Source organism: Streptomyces physcomitrii, assembly GCF_012273655.1.
GTDB lineage: Bacteria > Actinomycetota > Actinomycetes > Streptomycetales > Streptomycetaceae > Streptomyces > Streptomyces physcomitrii.
Window position 1 is genome coordinate 78,570 of the sequence record NZ_JAAWWP010000006.1, and the last position, 24,058, is coordinate 102,627.

25 protein-coding genes and 1 pseudogene are annotated in these 24,058 nt (G+C 74.0%); 13 read left to right on the forward strand and 13 right to left on the reverse strand.

The annotated features are described in order from the left end of the window. The first annotated feature begins 81 nt into the window (after positions 1-81). From HFV08_RS11990 to HFV08_RS12005, 4 genes are all read left to right on the forward strand, one after another. The gene (locus HFV08_RS11990) at positions 82-531 is read left to right on the forward strand and encodes a gas vesicle protein (protein ID WP_168538669.1); all 450 of its coding nucleotides are present in this window, start codon (positions 82-84) and stop codon (positions 529-531) included. Beyond that, entirely contained in the window at positions 528-1,481 is a 954-nt protein-coding gene (locus tag HFV08_RS11995) for a GvpL/GvpF family gas vesicle protein (RefSeq protein WP_246341684.1), read from the forward strand. The genes HFV08_RS11990 and HFV08_RS11995 overlap by 4 nt, the downstream gene beginning before the upstream one ends. Next, positions 1,478-1,693, forward strand: coding sequence for a gas vesicle protein (locus HFV08_RS12000; RefSeq protein WP_168538671.1), 216 nt, complete (start codon positions 1,478-1,480; stop codon positions 1,691-1,693). The genes HFV08_RS11995 and HFV08_RS12000 overlap by 4 nt, the downstream gene beginning before the upstream one ends. Before the next feature lie 73 nt (positions 1,694-1,766). Next, a complete protein-coding gene (locus tag HFV08_RS12005; protein ID WP_168538673.1) occupies positions 1,767-2,168 on the forward strand; it encodes a gas vesicle protein K in 402 nt (133 codons plus the stop codon). A 157-nt stretch (positions 2,169-2,325) separates the two neighbouring features. Here the strand turns inward: HFV08_RS12005 and HFV08_RS12010 are convergent, their stop codons facing one another. Further along, positions 2,326-2,985 (reverse strand): HhH-GDP family DNA glycosylase, encoded by a 660-nt coding sequence (locus tag HFV08_RS12010; RefSeq protein ID WP_168538675.1) that lies wholly within the window; start codon positions 2,983-2,985, stop codon positions 2,326-2,328. 270 nt (positions 2,986-3,255) lie between these two features. Between HFV08_RS12010 and ligD the strand changes: the two genes are divergently transcribed. From ligD to HFV08_RS12035, 5 genes are all read left to right on the forward strand, one after another. Further along, entirely contained in the window at positions 3,256-4,170 is a 915-nt protein-coding gene (gene ligD / locus HFV08_RS12015; protein ID WP_168538677.1) for a non-homologous end-joining DNA ligase, read from the forward strand. A 166-nt stretch (positions 4,171-4,336) separates the two neighbouring features. Further along, the gene (locus HFV08_RS12020; RefSeq protein ID WP_168538679.1) at positions 4,337-5,578 is read left to right on the forward strand and encodes a baeRF2 domain-containing protein; all 1,242 of its coding nucleotides are present in this window, start codon (positions 4,337-4,339) and stop codon (positions 5,576-5,578) included. A gap of 227 nt (positions 5,579-5,805) precedes the next feature. Beyond that, positions 5,806-5,991 carry a hypothetical protein gene (locus HFV08_RS12025; protein ID WP_168538681.1) on the forward strand — a complete coding sequence of 62 codons (186 nt, stop codon included), beginning with the start codon at positions 5,806-5,808 and terminating at the stop codon, positions 5,989-5,991. Between the two features lie 76 nt (positions 5,992-6,067). Next, positions 6,068-6,313: a hypothetical protein gene (locus tag HFV08_RS12030; protein ID WP_168538683.1), complete on the forward strand. Its 246-nt coding sequence runs from the start codon at positions 6,068-6,070 to the stop codon at positions 6,311-6,313. A 212-nt stretch (positions 6,314-6,525) separates the two neighbouring features. After that, positions 6,526-7,545 (forward strand): NAD-dependent formate dehydrogenase, encoded by a 1,020-nt coding sequence (locus HFV08_RS12035; RefSeq protein WP_168538685.1) that lies wholly within the window; start codon positions 6,526-6,528, stop codon positions 7,543-7,545. A gap of 112 nt (positions 7,546-7,657) precedes the next feature. On the opposite strand, the gene HFV08_RS12040 is transcribed toward HFV08_RS12035, so the two are convergent. Together HFV08_RS12040 and HFV08_RS12045 are read right to left on the reverse strand one after the other, a co-directional pair. After that, positions 7,658-9,022 carry an FAD-dependent oxidoreductase gene (locus tag HFV08_RS12040; protein WP_168538687.1) on the reverse strand — a complete coding sequence of 455 codons (1,365 nt, stop codon included), beginning with the start codon at positions 9,020-9,022 and terminating at the stop codon, positions 7,658-7,660. Between the two features lie 89 nt (positions 9,023-9,111). Further along, positions 9,112-9,768: a hypothetical protein gene (locus HFV08_RS12045; protein ID WP_168538689.1), complete on the reverse strand. Its 657-nt coding sequence runs from the start codon at positions 9,766-9,768 to the stop codon at positions 9,112-9,114. Between the two features lie 205 nt (positions 9,769-9,973). Between HFV08_RS12045 and HFV08_RS12050 the strand changes: the two genes are divergently transcribed. Then, positions 9,974-10,609, forward strand: a complete 636-nt coding sequence (locus HFV08_RS12050; protein WP_168538691.1) for a bifunctional 4-hydroxy-2-oxoglutarate aldolase/2-dehydro-3-deoxy-phosphogluconate aldolase — start codon at positions 9,974-9,976, stop codon at positions 10,607-10,609. A 63-nt stretch (positions 10,610-10,672) separates the two neighbouring features. Here HFV08_RS12050 and HFV08_RS12055 read toward each other — a convergent pair whose 3' ends face one another. The 7 genes from HFV08_RS12055 to HFV08_RS12085 form a co-directional block, all read right to left on the reverse strand. Then, entirely contained in the window at positions 10,673-11,434 is a 762-nt protein-coding gene (locus tag HFV08_RS12055) for an isocitrate lyase/PEP mutase family protein (RefSeq protein ID WP_168538693.1), read from the reverse strand. Between the two features lie 236 nt (positions 11,435-11,670). Beyond that, positions 11,671-11,862: a DUF1272 domain-containing protein gene (locus HFV08_RS12060; RefSeq protein WP_168538695.1), complete on the reverse strand. Its 192-nt coding sequence runs from the start codon at positions 11,860-11,862 to the stop codon at positions 11,671-11,673. Positions 11,863-12,064: 202 nt separating this feature from the next. Then, positions 12,065-12,433, reverse strand: a complete 369-nt coding sequence (locus tag HFV08_RS12065; protein WP_168538697.1) for a hypothetical protein — start codon at positions 12,431-12,433, stop codon at positions 12,065-12,067. Positions 12,434-12,560: 127 nt separating this feature from the next. Next, on the reverse strand, positions 12,561-14,036 hold the full coding sequence (locus tag HFV08_RS12070) for a GntP family permease (RefSeq protein WP_168538699.1): 1,476 nt from the start codon (positions 14,034-14,036) through the stop codon (positions 12,561-12,563). A 118-nt stretch (positions 14,037-14,154) separates the two neighbouring features. Continuing rightward, positions 14,155-14,565, reverse strand: coding sequence for a RidA family protein (locus HFV08_RS12075; protein WP_168538701.1), 411 nt, complete (start codon positions 14,563-14,565; stop codon positions 14,155-14,157). 14 nt (positions 14,566-14,579) lie between these two features. Then, entirely contained in the window at positions 14,580-15,341 is a 762-nt protein-coding gene (locus HFV08_RS12080; protein ID WP_168538703.1) for an IclR family transcriptional regulator, read from the reverse strand. Then, a complete protein-coding gene (locus HFV08_RS12085; RefSeq protein ID WP_246341699.1) occupies positions 15,338-16,348 on the reverse strand; it encodes a sugar kinase in 1,011 nt (336 codons plus the stop codon). The genes HFV08_RS12080 and HFV08_RS12085 overlap by 4 nt, the downstream gene beginning before the upstream one ends. A gap of 243 nt (positions 16,349-16,591) precedes the next feature. Between HFV08_RS12085 and HFV08_RS12090 the strand changes: the two genes are divergently transcribed. Beyond that, positions 16,592-17,869 carry an alanine racemase gene (locus tag HFV08_RS12090; protein ID WP_168538707.1) on the forward strand — a complete coding sequence of 426 codons (1,278 nt, stop codon included), beginning with the start codon at positions 16,592-16,594 and terminating at the stop codon, positions 17,867-17,869. 70 nt (positions 17,870-17,939) lie between these two features. Beyond that, entirely contained in the window at positions 17,940-19,562 is a 1,623-nt protein-coding gene (locus tag HFV08_RS12095) for an N-acyl-D-amino-acid deacylase family protein (RefSeq protein ID WP_168538709.1), read from the forward strand. Between the two features lie 28 nt (positions 19,563-19,590). On the opposite strand, the pseudogene HFV08_RS12100 reads toward HFV08_RS12095, so the two are convergent. After that, positions 19,591-20,484 (reverse strand): annotated as a pseudogene (locus tag HFV08_RS12100) (chitinase); the annotation flags it as partial. Between the two features lie 643 nt (positions 20,485-21,127). Here HFV08_RS12100 and HFV08_RS12105 point away from each other — a divergent pair. After that, positions 21,128-22,204, forward strand: coding sequence for a cation diffusion facilitator family transporter (locus tag HFV08_RS12105; protein ID WP_376770619.1), 1,077 nt, complete (start codon positions 21,128-21,130; stop codon positions 22,202-22,204). 115 nt (positions 22,205-22,319) lie between these two features. On the opposite strand, the gene HFV08_RS12110 is transcribed toward HFV08_RS12105, so the two are convergent. Then, the gene (locus HFV08_RS12110; protein ID WP_376770606.1) at positions 22,320-22,562 is read right to left on the reverse strand and encodes a ferredoxin; all 243 of its coding nucleotides are present in this window, start codon (positions 22,560-22,562) and stop codon (positions 22,320-22,322) included. Between the two features lie 8 nt (positions 22,563-22,570). Then, positions 22,571-23,779 (reverse strand): cytochrome P450, encoded by a 1,209-nt coding sequence (locus tag HFV08_RS12115; RefSeq protein ID WP_168538715.1) that lies wholly within the window; start codon positions 23,777-23,779, stop codon positions 22,571-22,573. Between the last annotated feature and the right edge of the window lie 279 nt (positions 23,780-24,058).

Consider the following 24,058-nt stretch of genomic DNA (forward strand, 5'->3'; position numbering starts at 1 on the left):
GACGCCGCAACGCCGCCCTCCGGGCGACGAGGAGAGTTTGACGACAGGCCCTAGCAGAGCACAGAAAGAAGGGACGACACCGTGTCCGACTCCTTCGCCGGCCGTCTGCCTTCCCCTTCGCGGGCGACTCCGGCCACCTCGCAGCAGGGTTCCTCGGCCAATCTCGCCGACATCCTGGAGCGCGTCCTGGACAAGGGCGTGGTGATCGCGGGCGACATCCAGATCAACCTGCTGGACATCGAGCTGCTGACCATCAAGCTCCGGCTGCTGATCGCCTCCGTCGACAAGGCGAAGGAGATGGGCATCGACTGGTGGGAGCACGACCCCTCGCTCTCCTCGCGCGCGAGCCGGGAGCGCCCCGGGTCCGTACGTTCCGCGAACGGTGCCGAAGCGCTCTCCTCGCGCGAGGAGTCCGGGTCGGCCTCGCTGCGGGAGGAGAACGACCGGCTGCGTGCCGAGCTGGACCGGCTGCGCGCCGAGAGCGGCGCGCAGCCGGCCACCGCCACCGCGGACGAGGAGGGCACCCGATGAGCGGCCTGCCGCAGGAGGCCCCCACCACGGTTCCGGGAAGGGCCGAGGGGCCGGAGCCGTCGGACAGGGCGGATACGGCGCCGGAGGCGGCCCGCCTCGCGCCCGGCGCGACCGGCGCGGCGGCCCGAGTGACCGCCGCCGCACCGGAGACGACGGCCGCCGCACCGGAGATGACGTACGTCTACGCCGTGGGCCGGGACCCCGCCGCCCTGGAGGAACTCGCCGCCCGCACCCCGGGTGTGGACGGGGGCCCGCTGCGCGCGGTCCGCGACGGGGAACTCGTCGCCCTGGTCTCCTCGGTCCCGGCCGGCTCCTTCGACGAGGGTGGTCTCCATGCCCAGCTGGAGGATCTCGCACGCCTGGAAGCGCTGGCCCGTGCTCACCACGCCGTGGTGGACGCGGCCTTCGCCGCCGCCACGGTGCTGCCGATGCGGCTGGCGACGGTCTACCTCGACGACTCCCGCGCCCGCGAGGTCCTGGTCCGGGAGGCGGCCCGGCTCGGCCGCCTCCTGGACCTGCTCGACGGCCAGGTCGAACTGGGCCTGAAGGTCTACGCCGACGCCGCCGCGGCCCGGCGTCCCGCGGCGGCGCCGACCGCCGCCGGCCCCGGCCGCGCCTATCTGCAACGCCGCCGCACCGAACAGCGGCAGAGCCGGGACCTCTACCGGGAGGCGGCCCAACTCGCCGAGGAGGCCGCGAGGTTGGCGGACTCCCTGGCCCGGGCCCGGGTGGTCCACCGGCCGCAGCAGGGCGAACTGGCGGCCACCCGCGCGGAGAACATCGCCAACGAGGCCTACCTCGTGCCCGCCGGGAGCGCGGCCGCCTTCCGGGACCGGCTCACCGCCCTCGCCGCGGACACCCCGGGCGTCTTCGTCGAGGTCACCGGGCCCTGGGCGCCCTACTCCTTCACGGACTCCCCGGTACCCGAAGCCACCGGCGGGCCGCGATGACGAGCGTCCACCCGGCCCCCGGCGACCGGCCCGCCGCCCACCCGGCGGCCGGTCCTCCCGTGGCGCTCATCGACCTGCTCGACCGCCTTCTGCAGGGCGGGGCGGTGCTCACGGGCGACCTGGTCCTGTCCATCGCCGATGTCGATCTCGTCCACATCGACCTCCGCGCGGTCATCCGCTCCCTCGACGCGGACAACCCCGGGCCGTGGTGAGGCCCCCGCCCCGCTGACCGCCCCGTGCCCACCGGTGACGCCCGCCCCGTCCACGCCCCCGAAGGAGAGCCCGATGACCCAGCTCCGCGCCACGGACCCCGACCACCGGGAGGGCGAGGATCCGCTCACCACCCTCGCGCGCAGCGCCGCCCAGGCCTTCGACCTGCTGCCCGCCGAGCCGGGGACCGGCCGGGCACCCGCCGGGGCGCGCCGGCTGGCCGCCGACCCGGAGACGGTCGAACGCGATCTGCTCAAGCTCGTCCTCACCCTGGTGGAGCTGCTGCGCCAGCTGATGGAGCGCACGGCCCTGCACCGGGTGGACAAGGAGGACCTGACGAGCGAGCAGGAGGAGCGCATCGGCCTGACCCTGATGCTGCTCCACGACCGCATGGGGGAGCTGTGCGCGGAGCACGGCCTGGAGATGGAGGACCTCAATCTCGACCTGGGCCCCCTGGGCTCGCTGCTGCCCCGCTGAACCACCCGTACCGCCCGTACCTGCCGTCTGAACCACCCGTACCCGCCGTCCGCCCACCGGCCCGGGCTCCCTGTACTCGGTGTACTCGGTGCGGTTCCCCTGCCCATGACGCGTCCGCCCTTCCCGGGCCGCGGCCGTCCACGCTCCCTCCTCGGTCCTACGCTGGTGCCGCCTCCCTGACCTCCTCGACCACGCCCTTGTCCAGGGCGGCCCGTACCAGTCCCGCCGCCAGCTCGGCGCGGTGACCCTCGGGGACCAGGCGGCCGAGGGTGCGCGAGGTCTTCGGCAGCCCGAGGCGTTCGGCGCCCTGGACCGCCTTGCCGTCGATGTACGGGGCGAACTCCGGCCAGAGATCCTGGACTTCACGCAGGAAGATGTCGGCGCCGGTCGGCCCGATGCCCGGTACCTCGCGTAGCAGCGCGCGCATCCGGCGCGGGTCGCCGTCGGCCTCGGCCCGCATCCGGCGCAGGTCGCCCCCGTGGCGTTCGCGGACGAAGCGGGCGCTCTTGCCGAGCGTGGTGGCGGTGCTCTCGTCGTACCGGCGGTAGTGGCCCTCGCCGAGGGCGTCCACGCGCCGCTGCCAGTCGGCCGCCTCCATGCGCTGCGGGGTGCGCATCCCGGCGTCGAACAGCGCACGCGCGGCCGCCACCGCGACACCGGCCCGGATGCGGGCGCTGAGCAGGGCGGCCAGGACCAGGGTCTGGTACAGCGGTTGCGGGGTGTCGCGCAGCCGGATGCCCGCCTCGTGCGCGTAGGTCTCGCCGTGCGTGCGCAGCAGGGCGTCGACGGTGCGCTCGCGGGTGGTGGTGCGGGCCATCGGTGTCTCCCTTCACGGGGCGCCGGGCCTCGGCGGTGCGCACGGGGCCGCGGGGCGGCGCCGGCACCCGCCGGATCCCTACGGGAATGGTCCCAGAGCGCCGGGTGTCCCGCAGATCCGCAGGTCCACGGGTACGTACGGCGCTCCACGGATACGTACAAGCGCTGGTATGCGGGCTGGCCCGGCCGCTACCCGGGCACCCGGCAGTGAGTCGAGGGCTAGGGAATTCGGACGGGATTGTGTGCTCTGTGCCCCGGGTAACCGGCCGGTATGAGTGAGACCCTGCGGCTGCGCGCCGGACGCCGCACCGTGGAGATCCGGCGCCCCGGCAAGCGGCTCTTCCCCGAGGGCGGGCCGACCAAGGCGGACCTGGCCGAGTACCAGCGCCGCATCGCGCCGTATCTGCTGCCGGAGCTGCGCGGGCGGCCGCTGATGCTGGAGCGCCTGCCCGAAGGCGTGGGCGGCACACCGCACTTCATGCAGAAGGACACCCCGGACCACTACCCGGAGTGGGTGCACCGGGTGGAGCTGAAGAAGGAGGGCGGCACCGTCGTGCACACCCTCTGCGAGAACACGGCCACCCTCGTCTTCCTCGCCGGCCAGGCCTGTCTGACCCTGCACCGCTGGCTCTCCCGGGCCGACCGCCCCGACCACCCCGACCGGCTGGTCTTCGACCTCGACCCGCCCGGCAGCGACTTCGCCGCCGCCCGGGAGGCCGCGTACCTGCTGCGTGAACTCCTCGACCAACTCCGCCTGCCCGCACGCCTGATGAGCACCGGCTCCCGCGGACTGCATGTGAGCGTCCCCCTCGACAGGAGCGCCTCCTTCGACGACTCCCGGGCCTTCGCCCACGAGGTCGCCGAGGTCCTCGCCGCCCGCCACCCCGGCTCGCTCACCACCGCCGTCCGCAAGGAGGCCCGCGGCGGGCGCCTCTACCTCGATGTGCAGCGCAACGCCTACGCGCAGACCGCCGTGGCCCCCTGGTCGGTGCGGGCCAGGAAGGACGCCCCCGTCGCCGTACCGCTGACCTGGGACCAGCTCGACGAACCCGGCCTCGGCCCGCGCGACTGGTCCCTGCGCGAACCGGACGCCGTCCTCGAACTCGCCGCCCGGCGGCCCTGGTCCGGCACACCCCGCGGCCGCTCCCTCGGCCCGGCCCGGCGGAGGCTGGCGAAGCTGCGCTGAGGGCCCGGAGCCGGCCGGCCGGGGCGGCGGCCGGTGGCGGCAGGCGGGCCGCCCCCAGGTGTGTGCACTATGGGGGCGTCGGCATCCGCAGCGGCCGCGGCCGCATGGTCCGTACCCGTCCGGGCACCCTGAACCACCAGCACCGCCCCTTCGCGCTGGAGGAATCATGAAACTCGCCCCTCTCGCCCCTCTCTACGAGCGCCGAGGACCGTGGGCGACCGCCTACCTCGACACCTCGGTGGCCGACGAAGCCCTCGCCACCCGCCGCGAACTCCAGGCCCGCGAGACAGCGGAGGACCTCGCGCGGCAGGGCGCCGACGAGGCCACCTGCCGCGCGGTGCGGGAGGCGCTGGAGGCCGCCACCCACGGCGGGCCCGGCGCGGGCGTCGCGGTGTTCGCCACCGGGGGAGAGGTGGTGTACGCCTCCGGGCTGACCGCCCCGCCCGAGAGCGGGAGCCTCACCTCCTGGGCGCCGCTGCCGCATGTCGCCCCGCTGGTGCGGCTGCTCCCCGACGAGCCCGACTGCCTGGTCGCCCGCATCGACCGCACCGGCGCCGACCTGGAACTGCGCACCGCCGACCGCCACCGGCCGCTGGACGAGGTGGCGGGCCGGGACTGGCCGGTGCACCGTACGGCCTCCGCCGACTGGTCGGAGCGTCACTTCCAGCTGAGCGTCGAGAACTCCTGGAAGGAGAACGCCCGTACCGTCGCCGAGGGCATCGCGCAGGCGGTCGCCGAGACCGGCGCGGAACTCATCGTGCTCGCCGGTGACGAGCGGGAACGCCGCACCGTACGGGAGGCGCTCCCGCAGCATCTCGCGCCGTTCGCCGTGGAGACCCGGCACGGCGGGCGGGCCGCCGGTTCCTCCGAGGAGTCGCTCGACGCGGCCGTCGAGGAGGAGCAGCAGAGGTTCCTGCGGCGGCGTACCGCCGAGCAGCTGGAGCGGTTCGAGGCCGCCCGGCAGCGGCCCGACGGCCGGACCGAGGCCGTCGACGGCGTGCCCGCCCTGGTCGAGGCCGCGCGCGAGCACCGTATCGAGACGCTGCTGCTGCACCCCGAGGGTCCCGACACCTACGCCGAGGTCTGGGCCGGACCCGACCCCGACCAGCTCGCCACCCGGCGTACCGAGGTCCGCGAACTCGGCGAGCCGGAGCCCTTCGCCACCCGCGCCGACGACGCCCTGCTGCGGTCCGCGGTCACCACGTCCGCCGCGGTGGTCCTGGTGCCGGGCGGCGAACCGGAACGCGCGCCCCAGGAGGACCTCGCGGCCGACAACCGGACCGAACGGCAGGCGGGTTCGGGCTCCGAGGCCTCCGGTGAGGTGCCGGTCGGCGGTCTGGGTGCCGTGCTGCGCTGGGCCACCGAGGGCGAGCATCCGCGGCCCGAACCCGGGACGGGCCGAGGCTGAGTCCGGCAGCGGAGCGGCCGGCCGGCCGTCCGCCCGACCGGCCGGCCGTCCGGGAGCGGCAGGGCTCGCGAGCACCGCGAGAGCCGTCAGAGAGCCGTGCGACGACCGCGGGCAGAACCCGGAAGGGAAGCGAGCAGAACCCGAAAGCCAAAGCCAAAGCCAAAGCCAAAGCCAAAGTCGAAGCCGAAGTGAAAGAGAAAGAAGAGCGGAAGGAGACAGGACGGACCATGGCAGGCGAAGTGGAGATCCTGCGGGCGAAGTTCGCCCGGGCCAAGGCCGCGAAGAAGTGGACCGACGGTGCCGCGCTCGGCCGTGCGGCTCTCAAGGAGGAGGGGCGCCAGGAGTCGGAGGCGGCTCGCAGGGCGGAGGCGGCGGCCAAGTCCGCCCGGCGGGAGGCCCGGAACCGTCCCTGAGCCCACCGCCCGTGCCGCCCGCGCGCCCCAGGGCCCGGCGGCCGCACCCGTGACAGCAGCCCGGAAGGAGACAGGTATGCCCGCGATCCGGGACGAAGAAGAGGAGACGGGTCCGCAGTCGAAGCCCGTGCCCCACGACCCGCCGGACCAGCAGGCCGACGCCGACAGCGAGGCGCCGGACCCGTGGGAGGGCTCGACCCCGCAGGAGGACAACGCCCCGCCGCACAAGGACGTACCCGACACCGACGAGGCGGGCACCAGCCGCCGCAGCGAACCGTCCAGCCCGGTCACCGACCCGCAGCCCGAGGAGCCTTCGGGGTGAACCGGCGCGGCCCCGGGACCGCCGGTCCCGGGGCCGCCCGGCCGTCCGCCCGGGGTCAGCGCGCCGCACCGCTACGCGGAGCCCCCAGCCCCCGGCGCCACGCGACAGGGCGTCCGTCCGGCGAGCGGGCACTCCGCGCCGCGCCCTGCCGCGCCCGTCATCCCGTCTGCCGCAAAGGCCCGCACGCGCCCGCACATGTCTGGAGCAGCGCCATGAAGGTCGTCTACGTCTCCTATCCCGCCACGGACTCCGGCGAGCGCGGCGGTGTCCTCGCCGACACCGAACGGGCCCTGGAACTGAGGCCGTTGCTGGAGAAGCACGGGCACGAGCTGGTCACCACGACGGAGACGGGCGAGGGGCTCGACCGGGAGTTGGCCGCCGCGGAGGTCCTGATCACCACACCCTTCTGGCCGGTCTACCTCAGCCGCGAGCGGATCGAGGGCGCCCCGGACCTCGGGCTCGTCATCACGGCGGGCATCGGCTCCGACCACATCGACTGGGATGTGGCGCGTGAGCACGGCATCACCGTGGCCGAGGTGACCGGCTCCAATGTGGTGAGCGTCGCCGAGCACAACGTCCTGCAGATCCTGGCGCTGGTGCGCGGCTTCGTCCCCGCCCACCAGCAGGTGCGCGACGGCCGCTGGGACGTCGCCGAGGCCACCGCGAAGGCCCACGACCTGGAGGGCAAGACGGTCGGCATCATCGGCCTCGGCGCCATCGGGGCACGTACCGCGCTGCGGCTCAAGGCCTTCGACGTGACGATGCTCTACTACGCCAACCACCGCAGGTCACCCGCGGACGAGAGCGTCCTCGGGGTGCGGTACGCGCGGCTGGACCGGCTGGTGGCCGAGTCCGATGTCGTCTGCCTGGCACTGCCGCTGACGGACGGCAGCCGGGCTCTCTTCGACCGGGACCGGCTGGCCGCCATGAAGCCGGGCGCCTGGCTGGTCAACACCGCCCGGGGCGCCGTGGTGGACCGGGACGCGCTGGTGGCGGCGCTGGAGAGCGGCCGACTCGCCGGTTACGCGGGGGACACCTGGTATCCGCAGCCCGCCCCGCCGGACCACCCCTGGCGGACGATGCCGCAGCACGCCATGACGATCCACTGCTCCGGCATGACGGTCGAGGCGCAGCGGCGCATCGCGGACGGCGTCCAGGAGATGCTCCGCGACCACCTCGCCGGGGACCCGCTGCCCGCGGACTACGTACTGGTGGATCCCGCCGCGGACTGAGGCGGTGCCGGGGCCGGTCCGCCGCCGGGCACGCTCCCTCGGCGGCCTCGGCGGCCTCGGCGGCCTCGGCGGCCTCGGCGGCCACGGCGGCGGACGGTCGGCTCCGGTGCGCTCAGGCGCCGCTCGCGTCCAGCATGTCGTCCCGGCTGACGACCTTGACCCGCTCGCGGCCCTGCGGTTCGCCCAGCGCGCGCTCATGGGCGTCGAGCCGGTACCAGTGCTGCCAGGTGGTGAAGCGCACCCCGCGCTCGCGCAGACAGGTCTCGATCGCCTGCTCGTCCGGGGCCCCGGGGGTGGTCAGCCGGCCCGCCGCGTGGTCGTCGAGCAGGCAGGCGACGGTCTCGTTGGCGTCGCCCTTGGTGTGGCCGATGAGGCCGACGGGGCCGCGCTTGATCCAGCCGGTGACATAGGTGGACGGCAGCGGGGCACCGTCCCCGTCGAGCACCCGGCCGGCCTCGTGCGGCACGGTGCCGGAGACCGTGTCGAAGGGCAGCTTGGGCAGCTCCTCGGAGAGGTAGCCCACCGCGCGGTAGACGGACTGGACCTCCCAGTCGCGGAAGGCGCCGGTGCCGCGTACGCCGCCCTCGCCGTCCAGTTCGGTGCGCTCGGTGCGCAGTCCGACGACCCGGCCGTCGGCGCCGAGGATCTCGCTCGGCGACTCGAAGAAGTGCAGGTAGAGCCGGTGCGGCCGGTTGCCGACATCGCGGATCGCCCAGTTCTCCAGGGTGGAGGCCACCATGTCGATCTGCTTGTTGCCGCGTCGGGCGGAGACGGAGCCCTCGTCGTACTCGATGTCCTCGGGGTCGACGATCACCTCGATGGTGGGCGAGTGGTCCAGCTCCCGCAGTTCCATCGGGCTGAACTTGGCCTGCGCGGGCCCTCGCCGCCCGAAGACGTGCACCTCGCGGGCCCGGTTGGCCGCCAGGCCGCCGTGCACGTTCGGCGGGATCTCGGTGGGCAGCAGTTCCTCGGCGGTCTTGGCGAGGACGCGGGCCACGTCCAGGGCGACATTGCCCACGCCGAGGACAGCGACCTTCTCCGCGTCGAGCGGCCACTCGCGCGGCACGTCGGGGTGGCCGTCGTACCAGGAGACGAAGTCGGCGGCGCCGAAGGAGCCGTCCAGCTCGGCGCCGGGGATGTCCAGCGGGCGGTCGGCGTCGGCGCCGGTGGCGAAGACCACGGCGTCGTAGAACCGGTGCAGGTCGTCCAGGGAGAGGTCCCGGGGGTAGTCCACATTGCCGAAGAGCCGGACCTGCGGTTTGTCCAGGACCTTGTGCAGGGCGGTGACGATGCCCTTGATCCGCGGGTGGTCCGGGGCGACGCCGTAGCGGATCAGGCCGAAGGGGGCCGGCATCCGCTCGAAGAGGTCGATGGAGACGCCGGGCTCGGCCGCCGCGTGGGATTTGAGCAGCGCGTCGGCAGCGTAGATTCCGGCCGGACCGGCCCCGACGATCGCCACTCTCAGCGCACGTGACATGGAGCAACCTTCCCTTTGGTGAGCAAACCCGTCCTCCAAAGGTAAGGCATGCCTAACCTGTCTCACGCCCGGCCCCTGTGCTTCTTGCGTCACATCCGCCCCGGTTCGGCCGGATCCGTGTCCGGAACCGCTGCCGTCCCGGCCGCCTCGACGGTGGTCAGGATCCGGGTCAGCGCGGGCCGCGGCGGGGCGGAGCCGAAGCCGAAGCGGACCGGCGGCACCACCGGACGCAGCGGGCCGAGGTCCCGGTCCTCCCAGCTCGCCCGCGCCGCGGTGATGCGGTGCACATCCCGCGCCGCGTACCACTCGCGGCGACCGCCCCCCGCGCTGCCGCGGGTGCGCACCCCTGGCAGGAGCAGCCGGGCGGGCAGATCGCAGAGCGCGGTCCAGGTGGTGTTCGCGGCGAGAGCGGGCGGCACCGCCCGCAGCAGGGCGCCGAGCGCGGTGCGCGCCCCGGGCGTGAAGCGCAGCCGCAGCGGTCCGGCGTCCACCGACCAGTCCGCCTCCGTGCGCAGGACGGTCACCGGTTGCGTACGCACCTCGTCGAACCGGTAGGTGGCCGAGACGAACTCCGCGATCCGCGCGGAGGGGGCGAGCAGCACCCGGTGCCCGTCCGGGAGTTCGGCCATCACATCGCTGAAGGAACCCAGCGGGGAGCGCGGCCAGTGGCCGAGGACCAGGCGGGTGCCGGAGGCGGTGCCGAGGCCCGCGATCCAGCCGTGGAAGCGGAGTCGATGCGCACGCATGCCCCCAGTCTGGACCCCGCGGGGCGGACCGGCCGCCGCGCGATTGACTACGTCAGCGCAGCTCAATTAGCGTCCGGGGCCAGAGGGTGCCGCACAGGGTCTTCCCGGCACTCCCGAAGGCGCGGGAGGCCCTCGCGCACGCCTGGTGCGCCCCGGGAGGGACCCGCGGCCGGGCCCGGTCCACCTCGCGAAAGGCGTCGGCCGTATGACAGAGGACTTCCTTCCCGAGCTGACCGCCGACGGGGTCATCGCGGTGATCCGGGCACCGCGGATCGCCGACGCGGCGGGGCTGTGCGCGGCGCTCGCCGAGGGCGGCATCCGGTGGGTGGAGTTCACCTTCACCACCCCCGGCATCACCGGTCATCTGCGGCGCGCGGCGAAGGAGGCCGGGAGCCGGGTCGGTGCCGGGACGGTGCTGACCGAGGTGCAGGCGCGCGAGGCGATCGAGTCGGGGGCCGGTTATCTGGTCACGCCCGGCTGCCGGCCCGCCGTCGCGGAGGCGGCCGAGGAGGCGGGCGTCCCGGTCGTCATGGGGGCGCTCACCCCGACCGAGGTCGCCCGCGCCGTGGACCTCGGCGCCGACGCGGTGAAGATCTTCCCTGCCCACGCCTTCGGCCCGCGCTACTTCAAGGACCTCGCCGGCCCCTACCCGGGCACCCCGCTGGTCGCCTCCGGCGGGGTCAGCGGGGACAACGCCGCCGAGTTCCTCGCGGCGGGGGCCCGGGCGGTGTGCGCGGGCTCCGAGGTGGTCCCGGCCGCGGCGGTCGCCGCGGGGGAGTGGGCCGAGATCACCGAGCGCGCGCGGGCGTTCATGGCGGCGGCGCGGCGTACGGCGGCCTGAGCACCGCCGCCGCACGCCCGTCCCGATCCGCCTCCGGCCTGATCGGGACTTCGAAGACAGGCCTCAGGGCGCCCACGGCCCCAGCATGTCCGTCATCGCGTCCGTCAGCGCGAGTTGCAGCAGCGGGCCGTACGTGATCCGGCCGACGCCGAGGCGGCGGAAGCGCTCCAGGTCGTGCTTGACGGGATGGGCCGTGGAGTTGACCGGCACGCCGACGGCGGCGGTCACCGCCGCGAGCAGCTCGTCGTCGTCCTGGATCTTCACCGGGTAGACGCTGTCGGCGCCGGCCTGCTCCAGGGCCCGCAGGCGCTCGATCGCCTCGTCGAGGACGGCGGAGGCGTCCGCGGCGTGCAGGAAGAGGTCGGTGCGCCCGTTGACCCAGACCGGGATCCCCGCGTCGTCGGCCGCCGCCCGGACACCGGCGACATAGTCCGCGTGCTCCTTGGTGCTGCGCAGGCGTCCGCCCTCGGAGTGGACGGTGTCCTCGATGTTGAGGCCGACCCCGCCAGCCTCGGTGAGCCCGGCGACGAGATCCGCGGGCGTCTGCCCGTACCCGGACTCCAGGTCCACGGACACGGGGACGTCGACCGCCGCGACGATCGGCCTGACGGCGGCGATCACCTCCTCGAAGGTCTGCCCCTCCTGGTCCGCGGCGCCGCGGGAGTCGGCCAGCGGATGGCTGCCGACCGTCAGTGCGGGGAACCCTGCCTTGGCCGCCGTCCGCGCGGACCAGGCGTCCCAGACGGTCGGCAGGACGAGGGGCCGGTGGTCGGCGTGCAGCTGCTTGAGGCGTTGAGCGCGCTCAACGGTGGTACGAAAGTCCATGCCGAGGACGCTACCCCCGGATCGCCGCGCGGAACGTTCCGACGGGGCGCGGCCCGTCGACGAAATGGCGCGGCCCGGCTGCCTGTTGGGGGGCGCGCAGGGATCCACCTGGCCGGATGGCCCGGTACGCCTCCCGCACCGGCCGCTCGTGCGGCTTCCGGGGACCGCGGCCGCACCTGGTGGGCACCCCGGGCGGACCACCCATCGCCCCGGCACCGGGCCGCGCGGCCGAACCCCTATCCGGCGGCCGGGGCCGCCGCACGGCGAGGGCGGGCGACCAGTTCACCACCGCAGTTGGGACAGGTGTCCTGCATGGCGTCGCCGCAGGACACACAGAACGTGCACTCGTACGAGCAGATGCGGGCCGACGAGAGCTGAGGCAGCGCCGCTTCGCATCTTTCGCAGCGGTCGCGCATCTCCAGTGCCATGACTCCCCCTACCGGTTCACGAATTCCTCGCCCGGGTGACTGGACCCGGGCGAAGCCGAGTGCCCATTCTCGGAACAGGGATCTTGTCCTGGAAGTGCGGACAGGGACAGCTTTGCGCGAGATCCGGCCACTGCCAGGGTGCCTGAGCAAGCCACCGACGACCGCCGACGGCATCTCCTCGCCACCCTCTGGACGACAGGGCCTAGAGCAGCCGCCCCGCCTCCTGATCCCACCGGCTGGTGAACTCGGCACGGATCCGCGCCGACATGCTCGCCTGGGTCTCCCCCCGCTGGACGGCGACGGTCACGGCGAAGTAGGCGCAGGGGCCCTGACGGCTGGTGTGCGTCTTGATCTGCGGGCACCAGGCGTCGCCGCCGAAGTACCGGTCGAGGGCGGCGAGCGCGGGGCCCTTGGTGGCGCCGACCAGCCGCGCGACGACCTCCGCGGAGACGGTGCGCTCGCTCTGCTCGTCGCCGACCGCGAGCACGAGCAGGAAGACCCCGCCGGGTCCGGCCGCTCCGACCCCGGCCTTCTCGCCGCGCGCGGACTTCCGCCGCCCGAACCACCTCATGGCTGCCTCCCCTGTCCGGTCGGAGTATGGCCCCCGGCCGGACGTCCGGGGAAGTGAAGTGCCGTTCCCCCACGGGGACTTGGGTGCGTACCGCGGGAGCTGCGGAGGAGTGCCTCGCCGGAGTGCCTCAGACGAAGAGGCTGAGCACCGCCGCCACCGCGAATCCCGCCACCGAGAGGACCGACTCCAGTACGGTCCAGGTCCGCAGGGTGTCGCGCTCGCTGATGCCGAAGTATTTGGAGACCATCCAGAAGCCGCCGTCGTTGACGTGCGAGGCGAAGATGGAACCGGCGGAGACGGCCATGATGACCAGCGCCAGGAAGGCCTGGGAGTACGAGCCCTCGGAGAGCAGCGGCGCCACGATCCCGGCGGTGGTCACGATCGCGACCGTCGCCGAACCCTGGGCGACCCGCAGCACCAGCGAGATCAGATAGGACAGCACGATCACCGGCAGCCCCAGGCCGTTGAAGGTGTCCGAGAGGGCCTGGGCGACGCCGCTCGCCTTGAGCACGGCACCGAAGACCCCGCCCGCGCCGACCACCAGCAGGATGTTGCCGACCGGCTTGAGCGAGGCGGTGGAGACCGCCTCCAGGGAGGACCGGGACCAGCCCCGCCGCAGCCCGAGCAGGTAGTACGCGAGCAGCAGGGCGAGGCTCAGCGCCACGAAGGGGTTGCCGAAGAACTCGATCACCGAGCGGAGGGTGGAGGGGTCCAGGACGACCGAGGAGAAGGTGGCCGCCAGGATCAGTACCAGCGGGGTGCCGATGATGGCGAGGACCGTGCCGAGGGCGACCGGCTGCTCGGGCGGCACCTCACCGTCCGCGCGCCGCTCGGCGCGGACCGCCTGCCGGGCCTCCTCGGCGGCCTCGACCATGTCCTGCGGTACGGCGACGAAGATGCGGCGGCCGATCCAGGCGGAGAAGACCCAGGCGGCGAGCACGGCGGGGATGCCGCAGACGATGCCCATCAGGAGGACCCAGCCGAGGTCCACGCCGAGCAGTCCGGCCGCGGCGACCGGGCCGGGGTGCGGGGGCAGGAAGGCGTGCGTCATGGACAGGCCCGCGAGCAGCGGCAGGCAGTACAGGAGCACGGACTTGCCGGAGCGCTTGGCCGCCGCGTAGACGAGCGGGGCGAGGACGAAGATGCCGACGTCGAAGAAGACCGGGATGCCGAAGACCAGACCGGTCAGGCCCATGGCGAGCGGGGCGCGCTTCTCGCCGAAGACGGCCATCAGGCGGGAGGCCAGCACCTCGGCGCCGCCGCTGACTTCGAGGATCGCGCCGAGCATGGTGCCGAGTCCGATGATGATGGCGACATGGCCGAGGATGCCGCCCATCCCGGACTCGATGGTGGAGACGGCCTCCGACCGCTGGACGGTGCCGAAGAGTTCGGTCACCGACAGACCGGCCGCGAGACCGACGGCTATGGACACCGCGAGCAGGGCCACGAAGGGCTGCAGGCGCACCTTCATGATGAGGAAGAGCAGCAGGGCGATACCGAGGGCGGCGACGGTGAGCAGCCCCGCGGTGCCGTCGAGGAGGAGCAGCAGCCCTCCGGTGTGCGGTGGTGCCTCGGCGGGGGCGGCGGCGAGCGGATGCGGCATCAGGGGGTCCTCTTCGCGACGGCATGGAGCTTTCGGGCAGGGCGGATCACGGCACGGCGCCCCGGGGGAGGGGACACCGTGCCGGGCGGCGTACGGGGTGCGGGTGGCGGAGCCTGGCTCAGCCGAGTACGGCGAGGGCGTCGACCTCGACCAGCAGGCCCGCGGGCAGGCCGACGTAGACGGTGGTGCGCGCGGCGGGCGGCTCGGTGAGGCCCTGCTCCGCGAAGTAGCCGTTGTAGAGGTCGTTCATCTCGGCGAAGTGGCCGGTGTCGGTGAGGTAGACGCGGATCATCACCACGTCGTCCCAGCTCGCGCCGCCCTCCTGGAGGACGGCCTTGACGTTGGTGAGGGTCTGCAGGGTCTGGGTGCGCAGGTCCGGGCCCGCGGGCGTGGGCGGCTGTCCCTCCTGGGCGGGCAGGAAGCCGACCTGCCCGGCGACCTGGAGGATGTTGCCCTTGCGCACCCCGTGCGAGAAGGCGGCCGGCGGGGTGGTGTGGGTGGCGGGCGTGAAGGCGGTCTTCTTGGTCATGGGGGTGTCCTTGCTCAAGGGGTGTCCTTGGTCGGGGGTCTGCCGGAGAACTCCCCGCTGATGGCGTCCGCGGTACGGCGCACCAGGGGGAGCAGGGCGAGGAGTTCGTCGCGCGGGACGACGACATGGGGGGTGGAGACCGACATGGCGGCGACGGTCCGGCCGTCCGCGCCGCGGATCGGGGCCGCCACGCAGTTGATGGACTCCTCGTGGCCGCCGAGGTCGGTGGCCCAGCCCTGTTCGCGTACGGCCGCCAGCTCCTTGAGGAAGGCGGCGGCGTGCGGTGTCGAACGGGGCGTGTACAGGGGGTAGTCGAGGCCCTCCGCGAGGGTGCGGCGCTCGGCCTCGGGAAGGTCGGAGAGGAGCACCTTCGCCACGGCGGCGACGGTGAGCGCGACCGGCTTGCCGATCCGGGAGTACATCCGTACCGGATAGCGGCTGTCGACCTTGTCGATGTAGAGGACCTCGCCCTCCTCGTGGACCGCGAGGTGCACGGTGTGCCCGCAGGCCTCGTTGAGGCGCACCAGATGGGGGTGGGCGATCTCGCGGACGTCCAGGCTCTCCATCGCCTCCTGGGCGAGTGCGAAGAGGCGGGCGCCGAGCCGGTAGCGCTGGTCGGACTGGCGGTAGACGAGGCCGTGTTCGTGCAGGGTGCGCAGCAGGCGCAGGGCGGTCGACTTGTGGACGCCGAGGTGTTCGGCGACCTCGCCGAGACCGGTGGGCCCCTGGGCGAGCAGCGGAAGCACCTGGAGCCCGCGGTCGAGGGTCTGGCTCATGGGGTGGCCTCCTCCTTCCCGGCCGCGGTGCGTGTCCAGCCGGGGCCGAGGCGCAGTCTGCCCCACTCGGCCTCGTCCAGGGCGGCCAGCCGGTCGGCGTGCCCGCGGGCCGGCGGGGGCGCGAGGTCGCCGGGGACGGTGAGGGCGGCCGCGGCGCACAACTGGCCGTGCCGCAGCCGCTCGCGCAGGCCGAGCCCGCGCAGGCTCGCGGAGAGGAAACCGGCGGCGAAGGCGTCCCCGGCACCGGTGGTGGCGACCACCTCGACACCCGGCGCGGGCACGAAGAGCACCGTGTCGGCCTTCTCGTACGGGGGTTCCTGGCCGGGCGGGCGGGCGAAGACGGTGGCGCCGCGGGCGCCCTGCTTGACCACGAGCACCGGGGGCTCCGGCAGCGCCGCGCGCACCGCGCCGGGGCCGCCGCGCACCCCCCACACCTCCTCGGCCTCGTCCTCGCCCACGAACACCAGGTCGGCGCCGCCCGCCAGTTCGCGCAGCACACGGGCTTCCCCGGTGCCGCGCCACAGGCCGGGGCGGTGGTTGACGTCGAAGGAGATCAGCGGCCGCCCGGGCCGGGGCGCGGTCAGTTCGCCGAGCAGCGCCCGGCAGGAGGCGGAGAGCGCGGCGGTGATGCCCGTCAGATGCAGGATCCGCCCGGCGGTGAGCGCCGCCGTGTCCACCGTGTCCGCGGCCATCGCGGAGGCCGCCGAACCGGCCCGGTAGTACGCCACCTCGTGCCCCGCGCCGCCCCGTTCCCCGGCGGTACGGAAGTAGACGCCGGTCGGCCGCAGCGGATCGCGCCGCACCCGGGAGGTGTCCACCCCGTAGGCGGCGATCGCCTCGACGAGATGGTCGCCGAAGCCGTCGGCGCCGACCCGGCTCACCCAGCGCGCCGCGTGCCCGGCGGCGGCGAGCACACAGGCCACATTGGACTCGGCGCCGCCGATGGCCCGGTCGAAGGAGGGCACGTCCGCGAGCCGCCCCGGCCGGGACGGCAGGAAGGTGACCATGGACTCCCCGAGCGTGACGACATCGACGCCGGACTCCGCGGCACCCGCCTGGGCCGCGGCTTCTCCGGCGTCTTCGCGACCGGCGGGCTGAGTGGTGGACACGCGGTGGGGCTCCTGACCGAGGGGGCTGCCGGGCTGGTGGGCGGTCCGTTGACCCGGTGTTGGCCGAGATGCTAGACAGCGGTGACCAGCATCCGCAATGAGCATTGCACATGATGCAACGTGGCAGATCAGGGAGGTTTCATGGCGGAGGAGAAGGGCGCCGAGGCCCTCGCCCGGCTGGCCGGGGAACGCGTCGACCACCGCTTCAAAGGGCTCCCGCCGGACGCCGAGGGGCTGCGCGTGAGCGAGCTGGCCGCCGAGCGCCGGGACCTGTTCACCGGCGGCTTCACCACCCCCGTGCTCGCGCTCTCCGCCGAGCGCCTGGAGCACAACCTCGCCCTCATGGAGACCTACGCCGCCCGGCACGGACTCGCCTTCGCCCCGCACGGCAAGACCTCCATGGCCCCGGCGCTCTTCCACCGCCAACTCGCCCACGGTGCGTGGGGGATCACCCTGGCCACCCCGCACCAGGTGCGCGTCGCCCGCGCCTTCGGCGTGCCGCGGATCTTCCTGGCCAACGAACTCGTGGACTCCGCCGCCCTGCGCTGGATCGCCGCCGAGCTGGCCGCCGACCCGGACTTCCGCCTGATCTGCTACGCCGACTCGGTGGCCGGGGTCCGGCAGATGGCCGCGGCCCTCGGCACCCCCGCCCGCCCCCTGGATGTGGTGGTCGAACTCGCCGCGGGCCAGGGCGCGCGCACCGGTGCCCGCGGCGCGCGCGAGTGCGGCCTGGTGGCGGACGCGGTGGCCGCCGAGCCCGCGCTGCGGCTGGTCGGGGTCGCCGGGTACGAGGGCGAGGTGCCGGACGCGCGGCCCGATTCCGTACGGGCCTGGCTGCGTCGACTGACCGCGCTCGCCGCCGAGTTCGACGCGGCGGGACGCTTCGCGGGGCTGGACGAGGTCGTGGTGAGCGCGGGCGGAAGCGCCTGGTTCGACGCGGTGGCCGAGGTCTTCGAGGAGCTGCCCGCGCTCTGCGCGCCGGTGCTCAAGCTGCTGCGCTCCGGCGCCTATGTCTCCCACGACGAGGGGCACTACCGCGAGGTCACCCCCTTCAACCGGGTCCCCGAGGAGGGCGCGCTCCAGGCCGCCTTCCGGCTCTGGGCCCAGGTGGTCTCCCGGCCCTCGCCCGAGCAGGCCTTCCTCAACGCCGGCAAGCGGGACGCCGCCTACGATCTGAGCCTGCCGACGGTCGCCACGATCCGCCGCGGCGGCGCCGAACACCCGCCCACCGGCGTCGAGTTGACCGCCCTCTCGGACCAGCACGCCTGGCTGCGCACCGCCCCGGACGCCGATCTGGAGGTGGGCGACTGGGTCGGCCTCGCGCTCTCCCACCCGTGCACCGTCTTCGACAAATGGCAGCTGATCCCGGTCGCCCGGGCGGACGGCACGGTCGTGGACTACGTCCGCACCTTCTTCTGAGCCCGCCCGCACCGAGGACCCGTACCGAGGACCCGTACCGAGAGAACCCCTACCGAGGAAAGGAGCGGGGATGCCCGCAGCCCGAGAGCTCGTCATCCGCGGCGCCGAGGTGGTGGACGGCACCGGCGCCCCCGCCCGCCGCGCCGATGTCCTCCTCGGCGGCGGCCGGATCCTCGCGATCACCCCGGAGACCACCGGCGCCCCCGGGCGGCGGCGGCCCGGCGCCGCCCGGGTCCTCGACGCCGAGGGACTCGTGCTCGCGCCCGGCTTCATCGACATGCACGCGCACAGCGACCTCGCCCTGCTGCGCGACCCCGACCACAGCGCCAAGGCCGCCCAGGGCGTGACCCTCGAAGTCCTCGGCCAGGACGGGCTCTCCTACGCACCCGTCGACGAGCGCACCCTGGCCGAGGTACGCAGCGCCATCACCGGCTGGAACGGCGACGGCTCGGACCTCGACCTCGACTGGCGCTCGGTGGGGGAGTACCTGGACCGGCTGGACCGCGGCATCGCCGTCAACGCCGCCTATCTCGTCCCGCAGGGCACCCTGCGGGCGCTCGTGGTCGGCTGGGAGGACCGCCCGGCCACCCCCGCCGAACGGCGGCGGATGCGCCAACTCCTCGCCGAGGGACTGGCCGAGGGCGCGGTCGGCATGTCCTCCGGGCTCACCTACACCCCCGGCATGTACGCCGACGACGCCGAACTCACCGAACTCTGCCGGGTGGTGGCCTCCTACGGCGGCTACTACTGCCCCCACCACCGCAGTTACGGGGCCGGCGCCCTGGAGGCCTACCGGGAGATGCTCGCGGTGGCCCGCGCCGCCGGCTGCCCGCTCCATCTGGCGCACGCCACCATGAACTTCGGCGTCAACAAGGGCCGGGCGCCCGAACTGCTCGCCCTCCTCGACGAGGCCCTCGCCGCGGGCGCCGACATCAGCCTGGACACCTATCCCTACACCCCCGGCAGCACCACGCTCGCCGCCCTGCTGCCGAGTTGGGCGGGCGAGGGCGGCCCCCGCGAGACGCTGCGGCGCCTGGCGGACGAGGAGTGCGCCGCGCGCATCCGCCACGACCTGGAGGTCCGCGGCGCCGACGGCTGCCACGGGGTGCCCGTGGAGTGGGAGACCATCGAGATCTCCGGCGTCCGCGACCCGGCCCTGCGCCCGTACGTCGGCCGTACGGTCGCCGCCTCCGCCGCCCTCGACGGGACGAGCCCCTGGGCCACCGCCCGCCGCCTGCTGCTCGCCGACGGACTCGGGCCCACCGTCCTGCAGCACGTCGGCCACGAGGAGAACGTGCGCGCCCTCATGCGGCACCCCGCGCACACCGGCGGCTCCGACGGCATCCTCCAGGGCGGCAAACCGCACCCCAGGGCGTACGGCACCTTCCCCCGCTATCTCGGCCACTACGCGAGGGAGTTGGGCGTCCTCACCCTGGAGGAGTGTGTCGCCCACCTCACCGGACGCCCCGCGGCCCGGCTGCGGCTGCCGGACCGCGGCCTGGTCCGCGAGGGCTACCGCGCCGACCTCGTCCTCTTCGATCCCCGTACGGTGGCCGCCGGTTCGAGCTTCGAGGAGCCGCGGCGCACCCCCGTCGGCATCCCCTACGTCCTGGTGGACGGCGAGTTCACCCTCGCCGAGGGCCGCCGCACCCAGGCGCTGCCGGGCCGCTCGGTGCGCAGGACCCCGTGCTGACCGGGGGCCCGCGCGCCGAGCGGTCCGCTCACCGCGCCGACTCCTGGGCCGGGCCCTCGTATCCGGCCAGGACCTTGGTGAACTCCCAGGGCTCCTGCGGGACTTCGGAGCAGCTGTCGGCGCCGCCGCCCTCGCAGGGCCGGTCGCGGTTGACGGACCAGAAGGTCAGCCGGGCCAGGTTGTGCTCCTGGGCGTAGCCGAGGAGGGTGCGGAAGTCGTCCGGGGTGATGGTCTCGCCGACGTCGGTGACCCCGTTCATCGAGGAGATGCCGGTGCTGCGGTAGGCCTCGTCGTCGGAGTAGCCGTAGGCGTCCTTGACCGCGGTCTTCAGCCCCTCGGCGGCGCGTACGCTCAGCTCGCCCATGTTCTGGCCGTTGCCGTCGAAGTTGAACGGCATGATGGTCCAGCTGTCCACGGTCAGCCCGGCCTCCGCCGCGCGGTTGATCAGGCTGGTGTCCGGGCCGTCCTGGCCGGTGCCGAAGGTCATGAACACCTTCAGGCCGGGGTTGGCCTCCTTCACCGCCTTCAGGGCGTCCACGGTGCGCTGCTGCACCTCGGGGCTGTCGTAGGCCTCGGCCTCGATGTCGATGTCGATCGCCTTCAGCCCGTAGGCGTCGATGACCTTCTGGTAGGCGCCGGCCAGCTCCTGCGCGCTGGAGCAGGAGCTCTCCAGCTTGTTGCCGCTCCAGCCGCCGAAGGAGGGGATCACATCCCCGCCCGCGGCCCGTACGGACTCGACGGTCCCCTCGTCCACGCCGCCGCTCAGCGGGCGGCTGCCGTCCCACTGCGGGTCGCAGGTGCCGTTGCTGAGGACGAAGGCGAGGGTGAACCACTTGACCCCGGTGGCGTCCATCACCGTCTTCGGGTCGGGCGGGCTGCCCCAGCCGTTGTAGAGGTAGGGGGCGACCGCCATCGCGGGGGCGGCCGCCGCATCGGCCTGCGGGGTGGCGGGCGCGGCACCGGCGGCGGGTGCCTGCGCCAGTCCGGCGAGTGCCGCCACGGCGGCCGCCGTGGCGAGTGCGGTGCGGGGGATCCGGGTCGTCATGTCGTCCCTTTCTGCCTGGCCGTTCCGGTGGGGGGCGGAGGCGGATGCCGTCAGCCGTGCGGACAGGACACCGATTGAAGGAGTCGACCATGTACGTGTCAATACTTTGGTCTGGACCTGTGCCTCAAACCTTTGAAAAGCCCGGCACCCGGGGCCGCTCCCCGTGCGGGGCCCGCCCACCCGGTGCGCACCGCACCCGGGGCCGCCCGGCCTGGTGATTCCCCAAGGTGCGGGCGGCCAGGGGCAGTTCGGCGCCGGTTCCGCCCGGGAGCGCGGAGGTGAGGGCGCGGGCGCGCGGTGTTCAGGGAGTGAAGACAGGGCCAGGGGGCCGGTCCGTACGGGTTCATCTGTTGCGGAGGGCGGCTCCCCGAGCAGGGGAGGCGGGGGTGTTCCGCGTACCCCCGGTCGAGGGCCGGCCGCGTGCGTAGCGCAGAGGTCCCTGGGTACCCGGTGGTGGACCCGAGGAAGGAGGCCGGACTTGCCCGAGGCCGGAGCACCGAAGAACACGACCGAGGCCGGGGTGCCGACGGAGCCGGAGGAGAGGTATCCGGAGGCACCGGAGGAGGAGCACCCGGGAGAGGAGGAGCCCTCGGCGGAGGACCAGCGCACCGCGGTGACGGTCCTGGTCGCCCTCGCCGCCAATCTCGTCATCGCCGTCGCCAAGGTGGTGGGCGGGCTCTTCGCGGCCTCGCCCGCGCTGCTCTCCGAGGCCGCGCACTCGGTGGCCGACAGCCTCAACGAGGTCTTCCTGCTCGCCTCCCTCAAGCGCAGCCGCCGGAAGCCGGACAGCCGGCACCCCTTCGGCTACGGCAAGGAGCGCTACTTCTGGTCGCTGCTCGCCGCGGTCGGCATCTTCGTGATGGGCGGCTGCTTCTCCTTCTTCCAGGGCATCGAGGCCTTCCGCTCGGAGGGTTCCGAGAGCCACACCGGCTACCTGGTCGGCCTCGCCGTCCTCGGCGTCGCGCTGCTCGCCGAGGGCGCCTCCCTGGTCCGGGCGCTGCTCCAGGTCCGGGACGCGGCGAAGGCCGCGGGGCGCGGCATGCTCCGTCAGCTGCGGGCCGGTGACGACCCGGCGCTGCGGACCGTGCTCGCCGAGGACTCCACCGCCTGCCTGGGCGTGGTCTTCGCCCTGGTCGGCATGGCGCTGCACATGGTCACCCACCAGGTCGTCTACGAGGCCTGCGCCTCCCTGCTCATCGGCGTCCTCCTCGTCTACGTGGCCTACCAGTTGGCCAAGGAGTCCCGCGGCCAGCTCATCGGCGAGGCGGTCGACCCCGCGCTGCGCCGGGACATCCGCGGCTTCCTGGACGGCGAGCCGGAGATCGACGCGGTCACCACTCTCCTGACGATGCGGATGGGGACCCGCTCCACCCTGGTCGCCGCCCGCGTCGACCTGGTCGGCGGGCTGGACAGCGAGGAGGTCGAGGAGGTGCTCGTCCGTATCAAACAGGAGGTCACCCGCCGGTGGCCGCTCGCCGACCAGGTCTTCCTCGACGTCACCGAGGCCACCGTGCACGACCGGATCAGGGCCGCCGGGGAGCGGCGCCACCTGGACGCGGCCGTGGCGGCCGAGGCGCAGGCGGACCGGGAGAGCTGAGCCCGGCGGCCGGGGGCGCGCCTCGGGACGCAGCCGGAGCCGCCCCGTCCCGAGGCGCCCCCGTCACTGGCCCGCCGCGAGGCGCACCCCGTCCCTGCCCCGTCCTGGGGCACCGTCACTGCCCCGCCGTCTCCTCCACCGTGATCGCCCCGCAAGGGCAGCCCTGAGCCGCCTCGCGTACGTCCTCGGCCTCGGCCGCCGGGGGTTCGGCCACCAGCAGGACGACCAGTCCGTCCTCCTCCCCCTGGTCGAACACCCCGCCCGCGGTCAGCACGCACAGCCCCGCGCCGCAGCACTTCTCCCGGTCCACCGCCACCCGCATCCGCGCCTCCCGGGCCGTCTCCGACGTCGTACGCACTCCCGCGCTCACCAGGTCACCGGCAGGGCGTGCACCCCGTAGACGAGCATGTCCCCGCGGAAGCGGATCTCCTCGAAGGGCACCGCCAGGCGCAGTTCCGGCAGCCGCGAGAGCAGGGTGCCGAGCGCCACCTGGAGTTCGACCCGGGCCAGCGCCTGGCCGAGGCACTGGTGCACGCCGAAGCCGAAGGCGAGGTGCCGCCTGGCGTCCCTGCCGAGGTCGAGGCCCGCCTCACCGGGGAAGGCGGCCTCGTCCCGGTTGGCGCTGCTGAGCATGCACAGCACGCCCTCGCCCGCGGCGATCGCGGTGCCGCCGAGGCTGACGTCCTCGGTGGCCAGCCGCACCACCCCGTCCTGCACGATGGTCAGATAGCGCAGCAGCTCCTCGACCGCGGCCTTGTGCTCCTGCGGACCGCCCGCGCGCAGCCGTGCCAGCTGGTCCGGGTGGCGCAGCAGGGCGAGCACCGACAGGGCGGTCATATTGGCGGTGGTCTCGTGCCCGGCGATGAGCAGCAGCCGGCCGACGGAGGCGATCTCCTCGTCGTCCAGCTCGCCCTCGGCGGCCAGCCTGCTGAGGATGCCCTCGTCGGGCTGCCCGCGCCTGCGGCCGGCCAAGTCGGCCAGATAGGCCTGGAGTTCGTCCTGTGCCGCGCTGATCTCGGCCGGGCTCGACGCGGTGCGCAGCATGACGCTGCTGAGGCGCTGGAAGAAGCCGTGGTCCGCGTAGGGCACACCGAGCAGCAGGCAGATGACCACCGAGGGGAGCGGCAGGGCGAACTCCGGTACGAGATCGGCCTCCCGGCGCCCGTGCGCGGTCATGGTGTCGAGGAGCGCGTCGGCGAGTTCCTGGATCCGCGGGCGCAGCTCCTCGGTGCGCCGGACCATGAAGTCGGCGGTGAGCATCCGGCGCAGCCGGGCGTGCTCGGGGTCGTCCTGGCGGATGAAGCTGGTCCGCCCGGTGCCGAGGACCCGGCGGCCGGGGCTCAGGAAGGGGAAGCCCGGTCGGCTGGAGTCGGCGCTGAAACGCTGGTCGCGCAGGACGGTACGGACGTCCTGGTGCCGGGTGACGAGCCAGCACCAGGTCCCGTCCCACAGCCGTATCCGGCTCACCGGCTCCGCTCTGCGGGCCTGTTCGTAGGCGGGCGCCGGGTCGAAGGGGCAGCCGCTGCGGCGCGGCGCCGGCACTTCCGTGAGGGTCTGCGGTGCGGGCACGGCCATGGGGAGGCCTCCTCGTGGAGTGGGGAAACAGCCGGAAAGGTGCCTCAGGCACCTAACCTTCCGTCACGGTAATGCTCCACTCCGCGGCCCGGAAAGGGTGCTTCGGGCCCGTGCGGGAGACTGGCCCGAATGTGCCTCCTGGCCTGTGGTGGATCGGCGGAATCTCTCATTCCCCGGGCGGGGGTGGGGAGTTGCCGGGCTGTGCCTGTATGGGGCACCTATCCATGGGGAATCACTCTGGGTAAATCTTGGGGGAGGGGATGTTCCCACGCGGGGAAG